The sequence below is a fragment of the Shewanella pneumatophori genome (assembly GCF_023283895.1).
Lineage (GTDB): Bacteria > Pseudomonadota > Gammaproteobacteria > Enterobacterales > Shewanellaceae > Shewanella > Shewanella pneumatophori.
In genome coordinates, this window is sequence record NZ_JAKILB010000001.1 from 190,214 (window position 1) to 213,631 (window position 23,418).

Here is a 23,418-nt window from a genome sequence, read left to right on the forward strand (position 1 = left end):
GATGACAATGCTTCCGTGGCTGCAGACTCCTATCGCTGACTTTAGTTCACAGCTAAAAAATAATCGGGTTGGGCATGCATATCTGCTAGGTATGGACCTCGGATATGGTGGTGAACAACTTACATTGGAGTTAGCTAAGGCTGCTTTATGTAAACAAGTAGGCAACACTGGAAGTTGTGGTTTTTGTAAACCATGCCAGTTACTTGAAGCCAATAATCATCCTGATTTTTATCGTATTGAAGCTGATGGTGCACAGATTAAAGTTGATCAAATTCGTGCTCTTTGTCAGAAATTGTCAACCACGCCACAGCAAGGTGGTCGCCGCGTCGCAGTGATCTTCGACGCTGAGCGTTTAAACCAAGCTTCTGCCAACGCATTGCTTAAAACCTTGGAAGAACCAGGTAAAGATATTATTCTGTTTTTACAGGCGAACTCCCCAAGTCGATTGTTGGCGACGATAAGTAGCCGTTGCCAACGTTTAGCATTTAACTTTCCAGCTAGAGCGGAGGTTAAACAGTGGCTACAACAAGAGTTGGTAACTTCAGAGGATTTGTCTTGGTGCTTACCGGTTGTTGGTGGCCCATTAGCGATTGTAGATGCCGTGGCAACTGGACGTGATCAAAGCTTAGTGGAATACAGGCAAGGTTGGTTACAAAGTTTGTCGTCTGGGCATCTGTGTGATAGCTTAACCAACGTAAGTGAGAAGCAAGTTTCTGATGCTCTTAAAGTTTTATATCTGGTATTGCATAGAGTTTTAGTTAAAAAGCAAGATCTTGACCCATTAAAAAGGGTTAATTTAGCAACTCTTGCTGCAAAAGTGATGCAATTAGAAACTCGCTTGTCGGTAATGCCTAATGTCAATTCATTAGCGTTATTCGAAGGATTAACGCTCGAGTATAATCAGTTAATGAGTCAATAAAACCCTATGGCAAATCTTGTTGTTAAATTTGAATCTTTACAGCAGCTTTATCGCGCTTATATGCCTTTTATTAAACCAATAGGCATGTTCATTACGACAACTCAAAGCTTCACGTTAGGGCAAGAGGTTAGGGTTTCTTATCAACTTCCGGCAATGAACCAAGTATATGATTTTAGTGGTTCAGTGGTTTGGATTAACCCGTTAGGCGCATCTGGTGGTCGACCAGCAGGTGTTGGGGTAAAAATTTTAACTGAGCCTGATTTTCATAAGCACCATATCGAACAACTACTATCGAGTGAGCTGGCCTCTGCAGATTTGACCTCCACTATGTAGCTGGGTAGACTTGCAGTCCTTTTTGTTGTTTGTTGGGTTTTTATCGTGCTTATCGATTCACACTGTCATTTAGACCGTCTTAAAATAGCGCCAGATCAGGCTTCTCTGCAAGAAATTATTACAGCTGCCAAAGCTCGTGATATTGCCTATTTCCTTTGCGTTAACGTTCGCCAACAAGGCTTTACTGATATGAAGCAAAAAATGGCTGCGTTTGATGAAGTCTTTTTGTCAGCGGGAGTACACCCGTTAGATGTACAAGACGGCTTAAACATTGAAGAAGTAGAGCAGTTTGCCCGCGATGAAAAAGTCATTGCGATTGGCGAAACAGGTCTTGATTACTTTTATGCTAATGAAACCAAAGCGTTACAGCAGCAATGTTTTGAGCAGCAAATAGATTTAGCGGTAAAGGTAGATAAGCCTCTTATTATTCATACTCGTGATGCCCGCGAAGACACTATTAACTTCTTAAAGCGCGGCAACGCTGACCGTGTCGGCGGGGTACTTCATTGCTTTACAGAAAGCTGGGAAATGGCTAAGGAAGCATTGGATCTTGGTTTCTATATTTCAGTATCTGGTATTGTGACTTTCAAAAATGCTGCTGATCTGCGTACCGTGATCAGAAAGGTGCCAAAAGATAGGCTTTTGGTCGAAACCGACTCACCGTATCTGGCACCGGTACCGCACCGTGGTAAAGAGAACCAACCTGCTTTTGTGCGTGATGTTGCTGAGTTTGTTGCTGAGCTGAGAGGAGAGAAATACCCTGAGCTAGCAGACTACACGACTGAAAACTTCTTTAAATTATTCAAAGACGCCGCTCGTTTAGCTGGGCGTTAATCTTCCTCGTCAATTCATCTCAAATTTCAGACAAAAAAAGACCCAAAACTATTCCAATTGTTCTGGGTCTAGGGGAATGGCTCACTAGGAGCCGTGCGCTACTGTTGTTACCAGTTAAGGTAAATTCAGATAAAAGCCACTCTTGCAGTACACCTTGTACTGAGAATTCTGTTTAGACTAGATAATAACGGATGTCTCTTTCCATTATTATCTATCATTTAATCTTTGAGCGACTCGTTGTAAAAACCGATGCTATACAGTGTAGACTAGCTTTTTAGGTTTTGACTGGTTATTTTCAAGCTCACTCGGTGTAAATGTAACTGTTTGTGTCCACAAGCAGCTATTCTAAGGATAAAGTGCAATCTTATCTTTTACTAAGTCTCTGGGAAGATTGTTTTTTAATTTATTACCTAGATGTTTAGCCACGCCAAGCGAAACGTTCGCATAGCTAACAATAACTTCACCTTGCGGTTTAATTCTTTCTGCCAGACTGATGTCTCGCCCCATCAGATATTCTCTAGCTTGTTCATCGTTAAGATTAATCATACTCGGTGACGGCAGCGCCAATATCGCCTCATGGCGTACCTTGTAGCCTTTTTTAAGCGCATCAGCCAGTTTAATCCCTATTCGTTGGAAGCGCATTTTGCCGATAAGTGGCGTGATGGCTTTGGGGAATAACCAATACTCTAAGTCACGCTGCATAATCTCAGCATCTTTTGGCAAAGTAATACCGAACGTATCTTTAAAATAGCTTTCTAGTTCCGCTATTTGTTTTGCTTTTACTGGGGTAAATGGAAAGTTTTTTTGCTTTCTTGGTTCTTCTTGCTGGCGTTCAACAGCAGTCAGCTTGTTAATCTTTGCAACAAAAAAACCTTCACTGTCGTAAATTTGCGGCCAAACATGTAAAAAGCCTTCTTTGGTACAAGCTTTATCTGCATGCGGGAATAATGTACTTAATGACATAAACTCGACCGCATCACCAAATACTGACTTTAAATGATGGCAGACATCTTGGTTTTCTTGTCGGCTCAATGCGCAAGTAGAATAAACTAAACTGCCTCCGACTTTTAATGCCAAAAATGCAGACTCAATGAGCGCCTTTTGAGTGTCAACAATGCCCTTATTTTCATTGTTATCCCAGTTTTTTAGTGCGTCAGGATCTTTACGGATTGTGCCTTCGCCGCTACAAGGCGCATCTAATAAAATCGAGTCGAAGGTTTCAAATAAGTATTCGCCAAATACTCGGGCATCAAAATGAGTTAAAGCACAGTTAGATACGCCCATTCTGGAGATATTGGCATGTAGCACTTTAACGCGACTTGCTGAATACTCGTTAGCAACAAGTAGGCCTTTGTTTTCCATCAATCCCGCGATTTGAGTGGTTTTTGAGCCCGGTGCTGAAGCCATATCAAGCACTCGAGTATCGGCTGTGATATCAGCCGTTTTGCCCTCGAATAAGGCTGTTGGTGGCAGCATAGAGCTTGCTTCTTGAATGTAAAACAACCCCTGTAAGTGCTCGATAGTATTGCCTAGCTGGATCTCAACATTATTGCTGATCCAAAAGCCTTCGCTGCACCAAGGAATGGGGTCAAATTGCCAGCCTTTAGTTGTCATCAACTCGATAAAGCTATCGACGCTAATTTTGAGCGTATTAACCCTAATCGATAATCGTAATGGTTTATTGCTGTAGGCAATAAAGTCGTCCATTGTCAGGTGAGATGGGAGTTCGCGTTCAATACTATCGAGAAAATTCTGATTAAAATGAGCCATATGTTGAAGATAATGCGGTAAAGTACTGAGATTATAACAGAGTTAAAGAGATAAATTGCGTGCTAAATAAGATCTGGTTTGGCTTTTTTGCTACCGCATTATTGGCGATATTTGTTCAGTTGCTAACAGGGCAAATACAAGTGCTTTCTGAGAGTGTAGATGCCATTTTTTCAAGCGCTAAACTTGCAGCTGAAATTGCCCTTGGCTTAGTTGGTGTATTATCGCTGTGGATGGGATTAATGCGGGTTGGTGAAAAGGCGGGAGTCGTCGCTGTTTTTTCACGTATGTTTGAACCACTGCTTTCAAAGCTGATGCCTGAAGTACCCCGAGGGCATCCTGCATATGGCAGTGTAACCATGAATCTTACCGCGAATATGCTCGGATTAGATAACGCTGCAACACCTTTGGGACTCAAGGCCATGCAAGATCTGCAAACATTGAACCCGAATAAGCATGTTGCAACTAACGCGCAAATTCTATTTTTAGTCTTAAACACATCGTCAATTACATTAGTGCCGGTAACTGTATTTTTATATCGTGCTCAACAAGGCGCGGCAGCACCTGCTGATATATTTTTGCCTATATTACTGGCTACGACAGTATCGACATTGGCTGGACTTACTATTGTTGCACTTGTGCAGCGCTTATCGTTACTAAACGCTGTAGTACTTGCTTATGCCGGCGTTATTTTATCTTCGCTAATAGGGTTAGTTTTTTATCTCAGCACGTTAACGGTTACGGCTATAGGTGAGGTGAGTACGGCACTCGGTAATGGCATTTTACTATTACTTATCTTCAGTTTTGTGTTGGTGGCTGGAATTCGAAAAGTCGCTGTATATGATGAGTTCATAGAGGGGGCCAAAGAGGGCTTTTCGCAATCAATTAAGCTTATTCCTTACTTGTTAGCCATGCTATTGGCAATTGCTTTACTAAGGGCATCTGGTGCTCTAGATTACCTATTGCAAATTATTGCTGGCATTATTGCTTTTGCGGGGGGGGATGTACGTTTTGTCGATGCAATGCCCACAGCAATTATGAAACCATTTAGTGGCTCTGGCGCCAGAGCTATGATGCTAGAAACTATGCAGCATTACGGTGTGGATTCTTTTGCCGGGCGTTTAGCAGCGATTTTACAAGGCAGCACAGAAACGACCTTTTATGTATTAGCAGTGTATTTTGGTGCAGTAGGGATCCGCAACGGGCGCCATGCACTGGCTTGTGGTCTATTTGCTGACTTGGCAGGGATTATCGCGGCAATTTTAGTGTGCTATCAGTTTTATGGTTAATACTGCCAGAGCCAAGACTAGGTAAAACCTGAGTACAAAAAAGCGAGGCTTGAAGCCTCGCTTTTTTAATACTTTCTGGCAATTTACAGAGCTTGGTTGGGCGCCCAGTTTAGCCATTCTGGTTCAAGCTGCTTGTTTAGCTTAAATGTTTGCTCACTTGATATCTTGTTTGCTGCAGAAGTTGGCATCTCTGTCGCAACACCTATGCCGCCAGCAAGAATTGTTTCTAGTGAACCTGTTTCAATTTGAGCGCCTGAAAATAACCCGACATCGACTTTAACGCCTGATAGGTCCCAAAATACACTAGTACTATTGACCAAGTGCTTGTATTTTTTTTTGATATGCGCCTGCATCACAACACCTGTACCTTGCTGTGAAAGCTCATAACTATCGACTTGGCCTATTTTGACTCCTCTGAAGAAAATCGCAGTACCTGCTTTTACAGAGCCTAAAGCATTGTTGTTTAGGTTAAACACTAATGCATCATCAATATTATGGAACTTTGATGCGATTTCACCGTTAAATGAATCTGCTTTAGTACCGCTTGTTCCCGGGAAAACTTCGATATAAGGGCCTGTTAAAATGGTTTCCGGTGCAGTGATCCCGGCGAGAGAAATATTAGCATCCACAATAGAGTAAGCTGCATCTTGCTGAGTAAAGTTAGCGGCATATTCACCATATAAGTAGGCCGTGACCGTTAACTCTTTTAGGTTAGGCGTTAAGGTAACAGTTTCTACTTGACCGACTTTATGTCCAAGATAACGAATTGGCGCTTTTGCTGCTAATTTAACAGTGGCAGGGAAGGTTAGTGTAATAGCTTGTGCTTGACTAAGTGCAAGAAACTTACTGTCGTACAAAGCTTTATCATTGGCAACTTTACTACCATCGATTAAACCTAAACTAATTCCGCCTTTTAAAGCGCCCATAAGTGGTGCTACGTCGACTTCAACGCCACTTAAGCTGGCATTAATTGATAGTGCGCTGTTACGCCAAAAAACAGTTTGCTCGGTTAGCAGGCTAGCGAAGGCTTTTTCAATCGCGATATCGATTGCGAAGTTATTATCGCTTGCTTGCCAGTCAACTTGGGTAACTGTACCTACCTGCATTTTTTTATAGTAAACAGGCGAGCCAGCGTTTAAATCAGCGGCATCTTGATGAATGAGTCGCTTAGTTATCAAGCCTTGTTGATGGAAAAACCTGTTTGCATCGTCATTGCTGGCGAACACGGCAAGTTTATCACCGGCTTTTGCTAATGACTTATTGCTGCCACGCACTAAGCTTAACGCGCCACTTGTGAGCGTGTTTAGGTCACGAGTATTAACGGTTACGCCTTCTATACTGGCATCAATTTCTAATGCAGATTCGGCAATAAAGTGACTATTTCCGCTGATCAAGCCAACAAAGTCTGCATCGATCTCAGCTTGATATTCGACCTGACTAAAATCGTCAGTAAGTTTATTTGATAATACTTGGCCGATTTTGATTTGTTTATAACGGATCTCAGCTCCAGCGCTTACGCCTGGGTTCGAGTTTGCTGTTAACGTAAGTAGCAGTTTCTTATCGTTACTGGATTCAGGCGCTTGGTTAAGTAAAGGGTAAGAGCTTCTTGCGGCACCTGTTCCGGGGACAAAATTAATCACGCTGCCGGTTATCAGTCTTTCTGGATGTTTGATCCCAGAAAGTGAAATATCGGCACCCTCAAGCCAAAAATGTGCACTGTCAGTAAGTAACTCTTCATACAAGCTATTAATTTTAGCTGATAGTACAATGCCATTTTCACTGAGCTGCTTAGTCATCACCTGACCAATTTGAATGCCACGATAAACAATAGCAGCATTATTTGAAACCGATTCATTGCCTTTAGCGATAAGGTCGAACTGCACGCCACCTAAAGCTTCTTGTTCATTGTCAAACAATGAAAACTCATGATTATTCTGAGCAAGTGATGAATTACTGTTGGAACTAAAGCTAATTCCACCGGCTAAGATTGACGCCAAGCTTTCACTATTAACCTTGATCCCAGATAGCGATGCATCGACACTAATTCCAGAAACATTCCAAAATTGTGAGTCAACTTTAACGAGTTCAGCATATTGTTGCTGAATAAAAGCCGTCACTAAAATTTCGTCGGTACCTTCTAAGTGATAACCAACGACTTGTCCGACTGGAATTTGGCGATAAAAAATAGGCGAGCCAACATCAAGTGAGCCAAGTTTATCAGATGTAATATGGACGATAAGCCCTTCGACACCGGGAGTGATTACTGGCGCTTTTGTCTCTGCTTCAAAAAATGAACGAGACTCACCTTCGCCAGGTAAAATACTGATGTAATTTCCTGAAAATAGTGTATCTAAGCCTTCAACACCGGTAATTGTTGCCTTAGGTCTGACCAACCAGAACTTGGTACCATCGTTAATAAAGGGTGCTGAACGATAATCCATTATTACATTAACATTCACGCCTTGAAGTGAGTCATCAATACTCATATCAACAACTTTACCGACGGTTAGGCCCTGATATTTTACCAGTGTTTTGCCGATGTCCATACCGGTAGCACTCGGGAAATGTATAGTTACCTCAATGCCAGACTCTCGGATACTTTTTATCCCGAGCCAAGCACCAAGTGCAAGCGCAATAATAGGCAATAACCAAATCGGTGAGAATAGTTTTTTCTTGACGATTTTAGGCGTTTGTACTTGAGTCATCTTTTGCTTCCAATCTATCCCAGAGTAAACGGGTATCTATGACTTTTGCAGCAAGCTGCGTGAGTAGAATAACGAGGGCGAAAGCTGTGGCGGCTGGAGCGGGTTTAGCATCTAATAATTGCCCCATATTAACGACAGCAACGGTAAGTGAAATAACAAACAGATCTAGCATTGACCAACGGCCAATCCATTCAATGATATGAAAGCCTGTCATCAACTTCTTTTTTGAAATAGGTAGCTTAAAGGTGATTGCTGACAAATATATGGTTAGGCCAACAATTTTTAAAATAGGTACTAAAATACTGGCGGTAAAAAGGATGATCGCAATCGGGATCATGTCAGTTTTTACCAAGTGGGCAATACCGGAGAAAATAGTATCTTGGGTGACTCGGCCTTGATTCGTTAGGGTTGTAATCGGGTAAATATTTGCAGGGATCAACAAAATGGCTGCAGTAATGAGTAGCGCCCAACTTTTTTGCACACTTGCATAATCCCTAACAATTAAAGGTGCGTCGCAGCGACTACAGTTTGCCGATTTACAACAGGTTACCTTATGGCAAGTCGGGCACAAGGTTAGGCCGATATCCTTACCTAATGTTGCGTGCTCGTTATGGTTATTGCTCATCGAGAAAACTCCACATATGTTCTAGATCGTATTCTCGCATTAAAAATAAAGTCATAATAAACAGCATAGTGAAACAAAATGTACCAAAACCAAATGACACCGTGGCAAAGTCAGCAAGGTTAAATGCTGCGACTAAAAAGCTAATAACATAGATTTCTAGCATCGTCAGCTGGGTTAATAGTCCCTGGACTTTTAAAAGTTGCTTAAGTAGTTTTCTCAGCACTGCTGAGGCGAGGCCATATTTAATAATTAAAATTTGGCTTAAAACAGACAGCAATAAAAAGCCGGGAGCAAGGACTGCGGATATAAGTACGGCGATGCCAACGAGCCAATAACCTTGGTTATAAACTGCAAAAGCACCATCAAGAACAGTGGTTGTTCTGATACTGCCAAGAAACTCTAACGACAGCACAGGGTATAAATTGGCTGGAGCAAAAAAGAACACTGCCGTTAAGCAGAGTGCAAGCATGCCATTAATTGAGCAATATGGAGTGTCGTAAATAGGCGTATGGCAGCGCGGGCATAATGCACGCACACCCGAAGGTAACGCGCGTTTTCTTATGACTAAGTCGCATGACTGACACAAACTAATACTATGATCTATCGGTTCCATTCCCATCCGTTTATCACTTAAGTAGACGAAATTCGCCTTATTTCGGACTCAAAACTCATTGAACGACACCTATGCAATTGAAAATATTGAGTCATTAATCAAAGAAGTTTATCAGAAAAACGAGAAAACTTGCATAAGAAGTTCAATGTGTGAGACTATTTACTGTATATAAAAACAGTGTGAGGTTGGACATGGCCGTTGTAACGCAATTTGTAGTGGTGAGAGAAGGGGTTGAAAAGATGACTTTTACATCTAAAAAGGAAGCTGATGCCTACGATAAGATGCTTGATGTCGCAGACAACCTCATGCCTTTTTTGAGTAAAAGTGAACTTGATTTAACTGAAAACGACATTGAAAAATTGAGTTTTTATTTAGCTCAGAATAAAGACGATTTACAAGTTTTACTTAAAGGTGGCGCGCTTGAGAAAAAAGCCCCAGTAAAGAAAACACCTAAAAAAGCTGAAACTAAAGAAGCAAAATAAACCACTTGATCCCAAACTACTGTTTATTGTTAGAATGCAGCCTCAACTAAGAAGGTCATTTAACAGTTAGGGATAGTGCAGTGAATGCTTTTTACGATACGTTAAATCGTCAAGTTCAGGCTCTTTTTGAGGGAGAAGATGACGTAATCGCCGCTTTAGCTAATTTTTCAGCATTACTTAATGAAAATCTTGAAGATTTAAATTGGGTTGGCTTTTATTTAGTGAAAAATGATCAATTGGTTCTCGGGCCTTTCCAAGGTAAAGTGGCTTGTACGCGCATTGCAATTGGTCAAGGTGTTTGTGGTACCGCGGTAGCACTAGACGCAACACAAATGGTTGACGATGTACATCAGTTTGCAGGGCATATTGCTTGTGATAGCGCCAGTAATTCAGAGTTGGTTGTGCCCTTTAGGCAAAATGGAACTGTTATCGGTGTGCTAGATATTGATAGCCCATCGTTATCAAGATTCACTGAAATTGATCGACAAGGCGTAGAAACCTTGGTTAAAAGTCTCGAAATTTGCCTATTTGGTTAATCCGCGAGCAATTATCGTTAATTGTAGGTCGCAATCATTTGAAGCCTCTCTATAATAAGCGGTTTGAGTAATTAAAAAATTAAACCCGATTACATTCATCAAATGAATGAATGGAGTTTGAGTTTTGTTGTTGCTAAGGTAGGTTTGGTTTTAGGGTGTAAAAACAAATGTTAACCAATTTTCATTTGCGATTTACGGCCTGATCAGACAAATATAAACGACACATATACTGATACAAGTGACTCACTTGTCGGTGGTGTCCCTTTTTTAAACTGTGGAAGTAAAGATGGAATCAACAGAAAAGTTGACCGATACCAACGCTATTCTTGCGTATTTGTACGAAACATTTCCTTTATGCTTTATAGCTGAAGGTGAAACTAAACCATTAAAAATTGGTTTGTTTCAAGATTTAGCGGAAAGGTTAGCTGATGATTCTAAAGTCAGTAAAACTCAGCTCAGAATCGCGTTAAGAAGATACACTAGCAGCTGGCGTTACCTTAAGTGCGTTAAAGCTGGCGCACAGCGTATCGATTTAGATGGCAACGATTGTGGTGAGCTTGAACAAGAGCACGTTGACCATGCGGCAGCTACACTTAAAGAAAGCCAAGAAAAAGCAAAGGCTAAAAGAGTAGCTCAGGCTAAGAATGCTAACCCTGCTAAGGTAGCTAAAAAGCCAGTTAAGAAGCCTGTAGCAAAACGTCCAAAGCCAGCGCCAGCTAGCAAGCCAGTAAAAGAGGCTGTTGTAGCTGAGAATTTAACACCTGCAGTTTTAGCTGAACTTAAGGCTAATCAACGTGTTAATGTTAAATTAGGCAAAGCACCAGTAGCTGGTGTTATTTTGGACATTAAGAAAGAAGATGTTCAAGTTCAGTTAGACTCTGGTTTAACTATCAAAGTTAGAGTTGAACATATACTGCTGTAATGGCTTAAAAGCACCTAAAGGAGTAACTTGTTGATGCGAAAACTTTCTCTGGCTGTATCCATTGCTAGTATTTTTGTCGGATTTTCGGCGTGGGCAGTAAGCCCAACTATTCAATTCAGCGAGTTGCCCGCTCTTAAGCAGGAACCGCAGCATAAAGTAGCCAGTAAACGTGTTACTGGTCTCTTCACTCGTTCGCATTATCATCGTTTTGATATGGATGATGCGTTCTCTGAGCAAGTATTCAATCGCTTCTTGAAGCAACTCGATTTTCGCAAAAATGTATTGTTACAATCTGATATTGATAGTTTTAAAAACTATTCGACTCAGTTTGACGATATGTTGAAAAGTGGCGATTTGAATCAAGCTTATGCCATGTATGAGCTTGTTCAAAAGCGTCGTTATGAGCGCTTTGCTTACGCACTTTCATTACTTGATGAAGAAATGAAGTTCGATGTGGCTGGTGACAAGTACGAATATGACCGTGAAGAGGCAAGCTGGCCTAAGAATGAAGCTGAATTAGATGAACTTTGGCGCCAGCGCGTAAAATATGACGCACTTAACCTATCTCTTACTGGTATAAACTGGGACGAGATCGTAGAGGTTTTAGAGAAGCGTTATAACAATGCGATTAAACGCTTAAGTCAAACCCACAGCGAAGATGTATTCCAAGGCGTTATGAATGCCTTTGCTCGCACTGTCGAGCCACATACCAGTTACCTTTCTCCAAGAAATGCTGAGCGTTTCCAAATGGAAATGAACTTGAGCTTAGAAGGTATCGGTGCAGTATTGCAAGTTGATGACGACTATACCGTTATTAAAAGCTTAGTTGCAGGTGGCCCTGCAGCATCAAGCGAAAAGCTGTCGCCAGAAGATAGAATTATCGGTGTAGGCCAAGAAGGTAAAGAAATTGTCGATGTGATCGGCTGGCGTCTTGATGACGTAGTCGAACTGATCAAAGGCCCTAAAGGCAGTAAAGTTGTTTTACAAATTTTGCCGAAGAAAGGTGGTACAAGTGCCAAAACCTTTGAACTGACGATTGTTAGAGACAAGATCCGCTTAGAAGACCGCGCTGCGACCTCTAAAGTGCTTGAACCTACAGAAGGACCTTACGCAAATCGTAAAGTCGGTGTCATTCAAATTCCAGGCTTCTATATGGATTTGTCGAAAGACGTGTCTAAAGAGCTTGCCGAATTAAAAGAAGCCAAAGTTGAAGGTATTATTATTGACCTTCGAGGTAACGGCGGTGGTGCGTTAACTGAAGCGACTTTATTGACGGGACTGTTTATTGAGCAGGGGCCTGTTGTACAAATTCGCGATGCTAACGGGCGTGTAACACAAAATCGCGATAACGATGGACGCGTCACTTATGATGGCCCATTAACCGTAATGGTTGACCGTTATAGCGCATCTGCATCTGAGATTTTTGCCGCAGCGCTACAAGACTATGACCGCGCATTGATTGTCGGTGAATCGACTTTTGGTAAAGGTACTGTACAGCAGCATAAGAGCCTAGGGCGTATATACGATATGTATGAAAAGCCTATTGGTCACGTGCAATATACAATTGCCAAGTTTTACCGCATAAACGGTGGTAGTACTCAGCTTAAAGGTGTGACTCCTGATATTCCATTCCCAAGTGCTTTAGAGCCAGGGGAATACGGTGAGGCTGAAGAAGAAAATGCATTACCTTGGGATAAAGTTCCTGTTGCACAATATGGCACATTAGGCGAAATTTATCCGCAGTTGATCACTAACTTAGACGGTAAACATAAAGACCGTATTAAGTCAGATGTTGAGTTTGGCTACATTTTTGATGACATCGCAGAGTTTAAAAAGAACCACGATGACAAAACCGTCTCTCTTGTTAAGAGTGAGCGTTTAGCTGAACGAGATGAAAATGATCAAAAGCAACTTGATCGTGCTAACGAGAGGTTAGTGAGAGAAGGGGCTGATAAGGTTGAATCATTAGATGATATTCCTGATGACGTTGAGTTAGCAGATGCTTTCCTTGATGAAACCGCATTAATAACCTTGGATTTAGCCGATATCGAAAAGTTAGCTAAAAACCAAAAACAGTAAAAATTACTGACAAAAAACGCGCTTAAAGCGCGTTTTTTTTTACTTAAATAATAACAATAGAGATTGGTATAATTACTTCTTTCGATTGCCGTTATTCTATTTTCAAAAATAAAGAGGGTAGTTCATGTCCCAGCCACAAGCTAAATTCCTTAAAGATTATCAAGCACCAGATTTTCATATTACCCATATCGATCTCGACTTCTCCTTAGCAGGTAAGCAAACTGAAATCATTGCTACGAGTACTGTACGCCGTCAAGGTTCTCATCAAAGTCCACTCATTTTAGTTGGTGACGATATTCAATTACAAAGTGTGTTGATTAATGGTGAAGCAGCACAATATGTAGAGCGAGCAGGTGAGCTAGTCATTGAAACTAAACTGAATGAATTTGAGTTGCAGGTCCGCTCATCACTTGACCCTGAGGCTAATACTAGCCTGGAAGGGCTGTATATGTCTGATGGTGCTTATTGTACTCAATGTGAAGCTGAAGGTTTTAGGCGTATTACCTATTTTCTTGACCGCCCTGATGTTCTCGCTATTTATACGGTACGAATTACTGCTGATAAACAAGCTTTCCCGTATTTATTAAGTAACGGTAACCTTGTTGAAAGTGGTGAAACGAGTGATGGTTTACATTTTGCACAATGGCATGATCCCTTTCCAAAACCAGCATACCTGTTTGCATTAGTGGCCGGCGACTTTGATTTACTTGAAGACCGCTTCACAACTTGCAGTAAGCGAGATATCAAGCTTCAGGTTTTTGTTGATAAAGGTAACTTGCATAAAGCGCATCATGCTATGGCATCGTTAAAAAAATCAATGGCATGGGATGAAAGTCGCTTCAACCTTGAATATGACTTAGATATTTACATGATAGTTGCCGTCGACTTTTTTAACATGGGCGCAATGGAAAACAAAGGCTTAAATGTTTTCAATACTAAGTTTGTTCTAGCTGATAAAGATTCTGCTACGGATGATGATTATCATGGTATCGAGTCTGTTGTTGGTCACGAATACTTCCACAATTGGACCGGAAACCGCGTTACTTGCCGCGATTGGTTTCAGTTAAGCCTGAAAGAAGGGTTAACAGTATTCAGAGATCAAGAGTTTAGCTCTGATTTAGGTTCTCGTGCCGTTAACCGTATTCATGCTATCAAGATAATGAAAAACCAGCAGTTTGCTGAAGACTCAGGTCCTATGGCTCATCCAATTCGTCCAGAATCTGTGATTGAGATGAATAACTTCTATACCGTTACTGTTTATAACAAAGGCGCTGAAGTTATTAGAATGATGCACACCTTGTTAGGTGAGGCGAGTTTTCAAAAGGGGATGGCGCTTTATTTTGAGCGACATGATGGACAAGCGGTTACCTGTGATGACTTTGTCGCTGCGATGGAAGATGCCAGTGGCGTAGATTTAACTCAGTTTAGGCGTTGGTATAGTCAGGCGGGGACGCCACAAGTCGATATTAAAGAACAATTTGATAGCGAAACTAATACCTATACACTGACTTTGGCGCAATCAATTCCAGCTACGCCAGACGGCTCCGCTAAATTGCCGCTGCATATTCCGTTCGATATTGAGCTAATTGACCCAGCGGGCGAGTCTATTGTTAATAAGGTTTTAGACTTTACTCAAGAGCAACAAGTATTTAGTTTTGAAAATATCCAACAGCAACCGGTCGCTTCTTTACTACAAGACTTTTCAGCGCCAGTAAAGCTTAACTTCGATTATTCCGTTGCTCAGTTAGTGCATATCATGCGGTATGCAACTAGCGAGGTAGCGAAATGGGAAGCTTCAGTTGCATTATTTAGTCAGTCAGTTTGGCAAAATGTTGAGCGTTTACAACAACAGCAAGCTATGTTCATTGACCCAAGAATTATCGATGCCTTTAAAGGCGTTATTCTAGCTGAAGATTTAGACAAAGCATTAATGGCGGAAATTTTAACCATGCCTAGCGCTGGGTCGTTAATTGAGCAAAAGAGTACCGTTGATCTCGATAATCTGGCATTGGCGAGGGAGTTTGTTGTACTTGAGATCGCTGAAAATTGTGAAGATGAATTACTTGCAACTGTTAGAGAGTTAGCATCTATCGATGATGCTGCTGCACGCTCACTAAAGAATGTCTGCTTAAATTTATTAGTTAAAGTTGATAATACTCATGCAGAGTTAGCGCAAAAGCAATTTGCTCAAGCGATTAACATGACAGACAGTTTAGCGGCGTTAACCGCGCTGAACTCAGAGCCATCAGCTATCCGTGATCAACTGATGTCCCAATTTGAGAAAAAGTGGCTCAAAACCCCATTAGTGATGGATAAGTGGTTTGCTTTACATGCAACCTTAAATGACACTCTGTGCATTGCTACGCTTAAGGCGTTATTTGAACATCAGGCATTTAGTTTCAATAATCCAAACAGAGTTCGCTCGTTAATTGGGATTTTTGCAGCCGCTAATACATTTGAATTCCATAGAAAAGATGGTCTGGGATATGAGTTTTTAGCTGACGCGATCGTAAAGTTGAACACACTGAACCCACAGGTTGCAGCTCGTATAATTACGCCACTGATCCAATTTAAAAAGTTTGATTCTGAGCGTCAACAATTGATGACTCAGCAGTTAAATCGGATTTTGAAAGTGGAAAATCTTTCAAAAGATCTTTATGAAAAAGTAACTAAAGCTTTGGCTTAACACTTTTGCGAGATAATACTCAGATTTGAGTATTACTCAATGTAACCGCGCCTCAATGGTTTCTGAAAATTATTGAGGCGCGTTATTATATCGCTATTGAAAATCGAGAGAGTAAGTACGTGTCATCAGGTCATCAGCAGTTTCATTTTCCCCTAAATATCAGTTACCAAGAATTCTTACCTTATTACCGCGGTGAAGTGAATAAGGTCGAGGTTGTTGATGTCAAAGGGCAAACTCTATGGATAAACGCCAAACATTTTCGCCGTTTTTTAACTTCAAGCGGGATCCGTGCATATTTTTGTATGACAATTGATGCACAAGGAAATTTAATTAGCTTAGAAAAAAATTAGAGTAATTACTTCAAACGTACGATTGCTTTAAACAATGCGTCAGTAAACTATCGCTTGTATATAACTTACTGTTAATAAACCATATAAAGTCAAAACCCCTCTGTTTTTCTAGTTAACCTGTTGCTGATTTAAATACACTCTCAAAAAGGCTATTTGAATTTCTTTCTAAGTGACGAAATCTTTTAAATATTTTCTATGTTTCGTCCTTGCTCACTTCGTGTAAATGCTGTAACAATGGTGTTACCTGTACGCTAACAGCATGTTGGTTATCAATTCCTATAACAAAAGAATCCAGCAGGTTACGGAGAGAAGCTAAATGAAAAAGGTTAAAAACGGCTTTAATAAGTCTACGCTCGCTTTGGGGATAGTTGCAGCGCTTGGATTTGGTATGACAAATCAGGCTAATGCAGTTTCATTCAATTGGGGTGATGTAGAAGGAACATTCGACTCGACTTGGACTGCTGGTGCAAGTTGGCGCGTTGAGGGGAGAGATTGGGATAATCAAATTGGTAAGGTAAATCACCCGAGATTTGATTGGTCTGGTTACTCTGCTTTTGGTGATACAAAATATAGCTCTGCAGAAATTTGGGCTCAACCAGGCTCATACTCAAGTAACGGTGATTTGAGTAACTTACTTTACTCTCAAGGCGATACCACCTCAGAGATCTTTAAAGGTTTACACGAGTTATCATTGAAATACCAAAACTTCGGTCTATTTGCCCGTGGAATGTATTTCTATGATAGAAAAATGAATGATGGTGATTTTGGTTTCAATGATCCATTAACAGGCAAGGAGTTCGATCCTTGTGCTGACAGCCAAGCATCTGAAGTTCAGTGTAAAGATATTCGCTTACTCGATGCGTTTGTTTATGCTGACTTCGATTTTAACGATGGTGCTAATCCACTTTCAATCCGTGTTGGTAATCAAGTTGTCTCTTGGGGAGAAAGTACTCTTATTGCCCATGGTATTGGTGTGATTAACCCGGTCGATTTAAATATTCTTAATGCTCCTGGTGCAGAACTAAAAGAAGCATTTAGACCTCAAGGCATGGTTTGGGCGTCTTTCGGTGTGACTGATAACTTGTCAGTTGAAGGTTTCTATCAGTATGACTGGGAGCCTGTATGGGTACCAACGCCGGGTTCATTCTTCTCAACCAATGACTTTGCCGGTTATGGCGGTTACAGCCAAAATGCTCAGTTAGGCTTTAACGCTAATCCTGACATGAATTTAGATTTCCTTATGGCTGAATACAATGCACTTGTTGGTATGGTGGGTTCTGGTCAAGTAGATGCAGCAACTTTAGCGTCACTCGCATTAGCCTATCCAACAAAAGCTACTCTAGTGGAAGATCCTGCTGAAGCAAGTGATGATGGCCAATGGGGTGTCAAGTTAGGGTACTATTCACCAGAGCTAGGCGAAACTGAGTTTGGTTTATATTATATGAACTATCATAGCCGTCGTCCGCTGATCAGCGGTACCACAGCTAACTTTACTCAAGAAGCTATTGGTCGAGACTTACAACGTCTAGGCGGTAAAGCGCAGTCCGGCGAAGCGATGACTCGCGAAGATTTACTCGCTTTGGAGACGTTTTCTAAAGCGCAAATTGTATACCCTGAAGATATTCAATTAATGGGTGTGAGTTTTAACACTTTATTAGGTGATACATCGGTTGCCGGTGAAATTGCTCACCGTTTAGATGAGCCTCTGCAGATTGATGATGTTGAACTTCTATTCGCAGCAATGCCGCAGCAGCTTGCTAATGCTGGACTACGTCCAGATCTTGATGGCATTTCTCAGGTTGAGAATTATGGTCCGGGCGAATATGCCGAAGGCTTTATTCGTTTAGATACTACGCAAGCACAAACGACCTTTACTCACTTATTTGGTCCAACTCTTGGTACCGATAACTTGACTATGCTGGCTGAAATCGGTGGTGTTTGGATCCACGATATGCCAAGCCATGATGAGCTGCGCTTAAATGGTCCTGGAACAGGTCGCTCAGGCGGTAATCCAGATATGCCAGGTATTATCGAAGCTCTACATAACGGACCAGAAACAAATCCATTCCCAACAGACTTTGCTTGGGGTTATCGATTAGTTGCTAAAGCCGATTATAACAACGTATGGGGTGGGGTGAATATTGCGCCACGAGTGATTTTCTCTCATGACGTTGACGGTATTACGCCGGATCCAATGTTCCTATTTACAGAAGGTAAGAAATCAGTTGCGGTTGGGATTAACTTTGATTACCAAAGCCGCTGGGGAGCTGATATTTCGTACAACACCTTCTTTGGTGGAGTAGGGACAACTAATACAATGGCTGATAGAGACTATGTTTCTTTCAACATTAAGTATTCAATTTAAAATCACAAGGACAATAACAATGAATAAACTTGCGATATTGCCTGTAGCAGTGATGTTTGCTATCAGCGCACCAGTAGCGATGGCAAAAGTGTCTGAAGCAGATGCTGCTAAATTAGGTACAGAGCTAACGCCATTAGGTGGTGAAAAGGCAGGAAATGCTGATGGTTCTATTCCAGCTTGGGATGGTGGTATTACTAAACCAGTAGCCGGTTACAGTAAAGGCATGCATCATCCGGATCCGTTCCCAAATGATAAAATTGAATTTACCATTACCAATGCCAATAAAGATAAGTACAAAGAGTATCTATCAGATGGGCAAGTGAAATTATTTGAGCTTTATCCTGAAACATTCAAGATGAATGTTTACCAGACTCGACGCTCTGCATCTGTACCACAGTTCGTTTACGACGCAACGAAAGAAAATGCTACCCGAGCTGAGCTAATTGATGGCGGTAATGGTATTAAAGGCGCTTCGATTGGTATCCCTTTCCCTATGCCCGAAAATGGTTTAGAGGTTATTTGGAATCACGTATTGCGATTCCGCGGTGTTGATATTAAAACTTCTCGTAGTCAGGCGGCGCCAACTGCGGGCGGTAGTTATACCTTGGTAGAAACCGCTGAAGAAATTCGTTTTCAGTACTCTCGTCCTGAGATGACTCTTGATAAATTGTCTAACGACAATACGCTGTTTTTCTTTAAACAAGTTGTAACCCAACCTGCGCGACTAGCGGGTACTGCGCTGCTTGTAAAAGAAACTATGGATCAAGAAAAGTTACCTCGCCAAGCATGGACTTATAACACAGGGCAGCGCCGAGTACGTAAAGCGCCTAACGTTGCGTTTGATACGCCAGGTACAGTGTCTGATGGCCTAAGAACAACCGATGATTTCGATATGTTTAACGGCTCACCGGTACGCTACAACTGGGAGCTAGTGGGGAAGCAAGAGCTTTATATTCCATATAACGACTATAAGTTGCATTCAGACAAGCTTGATTATGATCAGATTATCACCCCAGGTCATATCAACCCGGAATACGTGCGTTATGAAAAGCATCGTGTTTGGGTAGTGAAGGCTACATTAAAAGAGGGCATGCGTCATATCTATAAGGCACGTACTTTCTATATTGATGAAGATTCATGGCAGGTATCGGTAGCCGATCTTTACGATAATCGTGATGAACTTTATCGCGTTGCGATCGCTCATGGTCTTAACTACTACGAAGTGCCAACCCAGTGGAGTACGTTAGAAGTATTCCATGACTTACAGTCGCGTCGTTATATCGCCATGGGCTTAGATAATGAAGGTCGTATGTATGACTTTGATGCCAAGCTAAGTGAAGCTAACTTCACACCGGCAGCGCTGCGCCGTGCAGGTATCCGCTAAACCCTCCGCTCTAAGAGGGGCGCAAGCCCCTCTCTACATTTAAAGGAAGTTTGTATGTCGTTTAGCATGCTTCGATTTATCTCAATATTGAGTTTTATAAGCCTTTTTCATACCGTTCCAGTATTGGCTCAAGAGAAAAATTTACAACAACAAATTCAACCTCTTGCTGCAAACTCTCTTATTTTAGATATCGCAAAGAATCAACAAACCTTGGTTGCCGTCGGTGAGCGAGGACACGCGTTTGTTTTCGATAAAACATGGCAACAAGTTAATACTCCTACTGAAGTGCTGTTAACAAAAGCGTTTTTTGTTTCGCCTCTAAAAGGTTGGGCTGTTGGCCATGACGCAACGATTTTGCATACGCAAGACGGTGGCCATTCATGGCAGCTGCAAATGCAATCGGCTGAAATTGAAAAACCGTTTTTGGACGTTTTGTTTTTCAATGAGCAAGAAGGCGTTGCTGTTGGCGCTTATGGATTGTTTTATCGAACGTTAGATGGTGGTAACACTTGGAGCAGTGAGTACCATCAAGAACTGCTATTTGAAGAAGACGTCGCTTATCTAGAAGAGCTAAAAGCCGAAGATGAAGCGCTTTACCTTTCAGAACGTAGCACACTACTACCGCATTTTAATCGAATTATCCCTGCAACAAATAACACTTTACTGATGGTTGGCGAACTTGGCCTCGTTGCGACTTCTGTCGATAAAGGTCTTACTTGGTTAAAGCAAGATTTTATATACGAAGGTTCTTTGTTTAATGCCTCTATTGTTGATGATACTGCTTTTGTAATGGGCTTGCGCGGCAATGTATTTATTAGCGACCTGCAATTGGTTAATTGGACAAAGGTTAACTTGCCTGTTGATTCAACAATCAATGCGGGTTTACGTTTAGGCGAAGGGACACTGCGTGTTGTAGGTAATGCAGGGGTGATAATCGATATTACAACTGCTGGAGAAAGTCAGTTAGTCGAGCAGCGACAAGGTGAAAACTTAGTTGCTATTGCCGAAGACTCAGAAGGACATCTTTGGGTCGCGGGTAATAAAGGTCTCATCAAATTAGAACAAAAATAATAGGGCCTTACTATGTTAGATAAATTAGTTAATGGATTCGAATCTTATCTATTTCGTCATAGAGCATTTGTCATTCTTTTATTTGCGATTGCCACGATATTTTTAGGATTACAAGCAAGCAACCTAAAGATGGACGCGGCCTTTGTTAAAAACATTCCGCTGAACCATAGCTATATGCAAACTTATTTAAAGCACCAAAAACAGTTTGGTGGTGCAAATAGCATTATGGTTGCGGTTGAAGATACTAGTGGCGATATTTTTAACCCAAACTTCTTCGATGCACTTAAAAATGTGCATGATCAGTTATTTTTTATCCCTGGAGTCGACCGCGCTCAGGTTAAATCGCTATTTTCACCGTCAACGCGTTTTACTGAGGTGGTTGAAGATGGTTTTGCTGGCGGGCCAGTGATCCCCGCCGATTTTTCAACGACCGAATATGGCTTAAAAGTTGTTCGTGGCAATATCGAAAAAGCAGGTATTGTCGGTCGCCTAATTGCTGAAGACTATTCTGCGGCAATGGTTAGCGCGCAGTTAATGGACTTTGACCCACAAACAGGTGAAGCCCTCGATACCTTGGCCTTTGCAGCTCAACTTGAAAAAGAGTTGCGTGAGCAATATGAAACAGATGAAATAACAATTCATATTATCGGTTTTGCTAAAATGGCCGGTGACGTTGCTGACGGCGCAAAAGGCGTACTGCTGTTCTTCCTTATCGCGATTCTTGTTACCGCGGTAATGGTGTTCTTTTTCTCAAAATCTGTAGCGCTGACTATTTTACCGTTGGTATGTAGTTTAGTCGCGGTGATCTGGCAGCTTGGCTTACTTACTGTAGTTGGATTTGGCTTAGATCCCATGTCCATACTTATTCCATTTTTAGTGTTTGCTATTGGTGTTAGTCATAGCGTACAGATGATTAATGCGGTAAAGCGCAGAGTTACTGATGGACAAACAACCAAAGCCGCAGCAGCGTTAGCCTTTAGAAGCTTGTTGATCCCAGGTGGTGTGGCATTGTTGTCAGACACTATTGGTTTCATGACCCTGCTGGCAATTGATATTGGCATTATCCGAGAGTTAGCGATTTCTGCATCTTTAGGTGTAGCGGTGATTATTTTAACTAACTTAATGCTACTGCCGCTGCTTATCTCATACACCTCGGTATCTGCAAATAGTACTGAGCAGCCACAAGTTAATCCTATTTGGCTAAAATTATCTAAGTTTGCCACCCTTAAATATGCCGTTTGGGTATTAGTGATCACTGCTGTGCTTTATGGCGTAGGTCTGCAGCAAGCTAACAAGATGAAGATTGGTGATCTGCAGGGCGGGGCGCCAGCGCTCCATCTTGACTCTCGCTATAACCAAGATACTTTCTTTATTACCGATAAGTTTTCAATCACCACAGATGTTATGACGGTAATTGTTGAAGCATTCCCAGAGGCTTGTACCTATCACTCAGTACTCACTGAAATAGACGAGTTTGAATGGCTAGTAAGCAACACTCCGGGTGTTGAATCAACAGCAAGTTTGGCCTCGGTTGCTAAACGAGTAAATGCGGGCTTTAACGAGGGCAACCCTAAATGGAGTGTGCTACCGAGAACCACCGCAAGTTTAGTGCAAGCTGTAGGGCGAGTACCAACAACTTCGGGACTATTGAATAGTGATTGTTCGGTGATGCCTGTTTACTTGTTCCTTGAAGATCATAAAGCTGAAACTATCGAGTTAGTGATTGATAAAGTGAATGAGCTAAAGCTTAAGATGGATACAGATAAGATCCAGTTTAAGTTAGCTTCAGGCCCTGTAGGCGTAATGGCCGCAACGAATGAAGCAGTAGCTGAAGCCCAGCTGCCCATGATGCTTTATGTATATGGTGCGGTATTTATTTTATGTCTGATAAGTTTTCGTTCATTACGAGCAACTATCGCAGTAATTCTACCTCTGTATGTTGTTTCAACTTTAGCGCAAGCATTAATGACGCAGTTGGATATTGGCCTTGCGGTGAGTACGTTACCGGTTATTGCTTTGGGTGTGGGTATTGGTGTTGATTATGGTATCTATATCTTATCAACTATGGCGGTTCGTCTTCGTGATGGAATGCCGGTTCAACAAGCATATTATGAAGCGCTTGTGGAGCGTGGCAGCGCGGTGATCTTTACCGGACTGACATTGGCGATTGGTGTGAGTACTTGGTTCTTCTCTGCACTAAAATTCCAAATGGATATGGGAATATTGCTAACATTTATGTTTTTGGTAAATATGTTGGGAGCAATAATTATCCTCCCTGCAATAGCAGCGGTGTTTTGGCGGCAGCCCAAGTAGAATAGGAACAAGAGGAGCTTAGGCTCCTCTTTTTTTATGCATAAAAACACGTAATTGGCGATTGTTCTCGCAACTTTGCAAAATAAATCGTTTAAAAGGCCGCCACAATGAGGATGTACCACTAAAATAGTTCTCGAAATGTTGC

The 23,418-nt window shown here is 41.6% G+C and carries 18 protein-coding genes; 14 read left to right on the forward strand and 4 right to left on the reverse strand.

The window, feature by feature from the left end; translation table 11 throughout:
- The first annotated feature begins 1 nt into the window (after position 1).
- Genes holB through L2740_RS00880 form a run of 3 tightly spaced genes read left to right on the forward strand, consistent with a single transcriptional unit; the run spans position 2 to position 2,086 of the window.
- On the forward strand, positions 2-919 hold the full coding sequence (gene holB, locus L2740_RS00870) for a DNA polymerase III subunit delta' (protein ID WP_248948065.1): 918 nt from the start codon (positions 2-4) through the stop codon (positions 917-919).
- 6 nt (positions 920-925) lie between these two features.
- A complete protein-coding gene (locus tag L2740_RS00875; RefSeq protein WP_248948066.1) occupies positions 926-1,252 on the forward strand; it encodes a PilZ domain-containing protein in 327 nt (108 codons plus the stop codon).
- Between the two features lie 45 nt (positions 1,253-1,297).
- Positions 1,298-2,086, forward strand: coding sequence for a TatD family hydrolase (locus tag L2740_RS00880; protein ID WP_248948067.1), 789 nt, complete (start codon positions 1,298-1,300; stop codon positions 2,084-2,086).
- A gap of 345 nt (positions 2,087-2,431) precedes the next feature.
- Here L2740_RS00880 and rsmF read toward each other — a convergent pair whose 3' ends face one another.
- Entirely contained in the window at positions 2,432-3,856 is a 1,425-nt protein-coding gene (gene rsmF, locus L2740_RS00885; RefSeq protein WP_248948068.1) for a 16S rRNA (cytosine(1407)-C(5))-methyltransferase RsmF, read from the reverse strand.
- A gap of 59 nt (positions 3,857-3,915) precedes the next feature.
- On the opposite strand from rsmF, the gene L2740_RS00890 reads away from it, so the two are divergent.
- Positions 3,916-5,142, forward strand: coding sequence for a nucleoside recognition domain-containing protein (locus L2740_RS00890; protein WP_248948069.1), 1,227 nt, complete (start codon positions 3,916-3,918; stop codon positions 5,140-5,142).
- Positions 5,143-5,225: 83 nt separating this feature from the next.
- On the opposite strand, the gene L2740_RS00895 is transcribed toward L2740_RS00890, so the two are convergent.
- The 3 genes from L2740_RS00895 to L2740_RS00905 are packed head-to-tail and all read right to left on the reverse strand — an operon-like array spanning position 5,226 to position 9,091.
- Positions 5,226-7,847: an MlaD family protein gene (locus tag L2740_RS00895; RefSeq protein WP_248948070.1), complete on the reverse strand. Its 2,622-nt coding sequence runs from the start codon at positions 7,845-7,847 to the stop codon at positions 5,226-5,228.
- Positions 7,825-8,472, reverse strand: a complete 648-nt coding sequence (locus tag L2740_RS00900) for a paraquat-inducible protein A (RefSeq protein ID WP_248948071.1) — start codon at positions 8,470-8,472, stop codon at positions 7,825-7,827. Before L2740_RS00900 ends, L2740_RS00895 begins: the two co-directional genes overlap by 23 nt.
- Positions 8,462-9,091 (reverse strand): paraquat-inducible protein A, encoded by a 630-nt coding sequence (locus L2740_RS00905; RefSeq protein WP_248948073.1) that lies wholly within the window; start codon positions 9,089-9,091, stop codon positions 8,462-8,464. The genes L2740_RS00900 and L2740_RS00905 overlap by 11 nt, the downstream gene beginning before the upstream one ends.
- Before the next feature lie 185 nt (positions 9,092-9,276).
- Between L2740_RS00905 and L2740_RS00910 the strand changes: the two genes are divergently transcribed.
- The 10 genes from L2740_RS00910 to L2740_RS00955 all read left to right on the forward strand — a co-directional run bounded on the left by L2740_RS00910 (position 9,277) and on the right by L2740_RS00955 (position 23,273).
- Positions 9,277-9,567 (forward strand): YebG family protein, encoded by a 291-nt coding sequence (locus L2740_RS00910; RefSeq protein ID WP_248948074.1) that lies wholly within the window; start codon positions 9,277-9,279, stop codon positions 9,565-9,567.
- Between the two features lie 80 nt (positions 9,568-9,647).
- Positions 9,648-10,103 carry a GAF domain-containing protein gene (locus L2740_RS00915; protein ID WP_248948075.1) on the forward strand — a complete coding sequence of 152 codons (456 nt, stop codon included), beginning with the start codon at positions 9,648-9,650 and terminating at the stop codon, positions 10,101-10,103.
- Between the two features lie 286 nt (positions 10,104-10,389).
- Positions 10,390-11,025: an RNA chaperone ProQ gene (gene proQ / locus L2740_RS00920; protein ID WP_248470813.1), complete on the forward strand. Its 636-nt coding sequence runs from the start codon at positions 10,390-10,392 to the stop codon at positions 11,023-11,025.
- A gap of 33 nt (positions 11,026-11,058) precedes the next feature.
- The gene (gene prc, locus L2740_RS00925) at positions 11,059-13,104 is read left to right on the forward strand and encodes a carboxy terminal-processing peptidase (protein WP_248948077.1); all 2,046 of its coding nucleotides are present in this window, start codon (positions 11,059-11,061) and stop codon (positions 13,102-13,104) included.
- 124 nt (positions 13,105-13,228) lie between these two features.
- Positions 13,229-15,790, forward strand: a complete 2,562-nt coding sequence (gene pepN / locus L2740_RS00930; RefSeq protein WP_248948078.1) for an aminopeptidase N — start codon at positions 13,229-13,231, stop codon at positions 15,788-15,790.
- Between the two features lie 119 nt (positions 15,791-15,909).
- Positions 15,910-16,140, forward strand: a complete 231-nt coding sequence (locus tag L2740_RS00935; RefSeq protein WP_248948079.1) for a DUF2835 domain-containing protein — start codon at positions 15,910-15,912, stop codon at positions 16,138-16,140.
- A gap of 316 nt (positions 16,141-16,456) precedes the next feature.
- Positions 16,457-18,505 (forward strand): DUF1302 domain-containing protein, encoded by a 2,049-nt coding sequence (locus L2740_RS00940; RefSeq protein ID WP_248948080.1) that lies wholly within the window; start codon positions 16,457-16,459, stop codon positions 18,503-18,505.
- A 19-nt stretch (positions 18,506-18,524) separates the two neighbouring features.
- Positions 18,525-19,889: a DUF1329 domain-containing protein gene (locus tag L2740_RS00945; RefSeq protein ID WP_248948082.1), complete on the forward strand. Its 1,365-nt coding sequence runs from the start codon at positions 18,525-18,527 to the stop codon at positions 19,887-19,889.
- A gap of 54 nt (positions 19,890-19,943) precedes the next feature.
- On the forward strand, positions 19,944-20,960 hold the full coding sequence (locus L2740_RS00950) for a WD40/YVTN/BNR-like repeat-containing protein (protein WP_248948083.1): 1,017 nt from the start codon (positions 19,944-19,946) through the stop codon (positions 20,958-20,960).
- Positions 20,961-20,972: 12 nt separating this feature from the next.
- A complete protein-coding gene (locus L2740_RS00955) occupies positions 20,973-23,273 on the forward strand; it encodes an efflux RND transporter permease subunit (protein ID WP_248948084.1) in 2,301 nt (766 codons plus the stop codon).
- Positions 23,274-23,418: the final 145 nt, after the last annotated feature.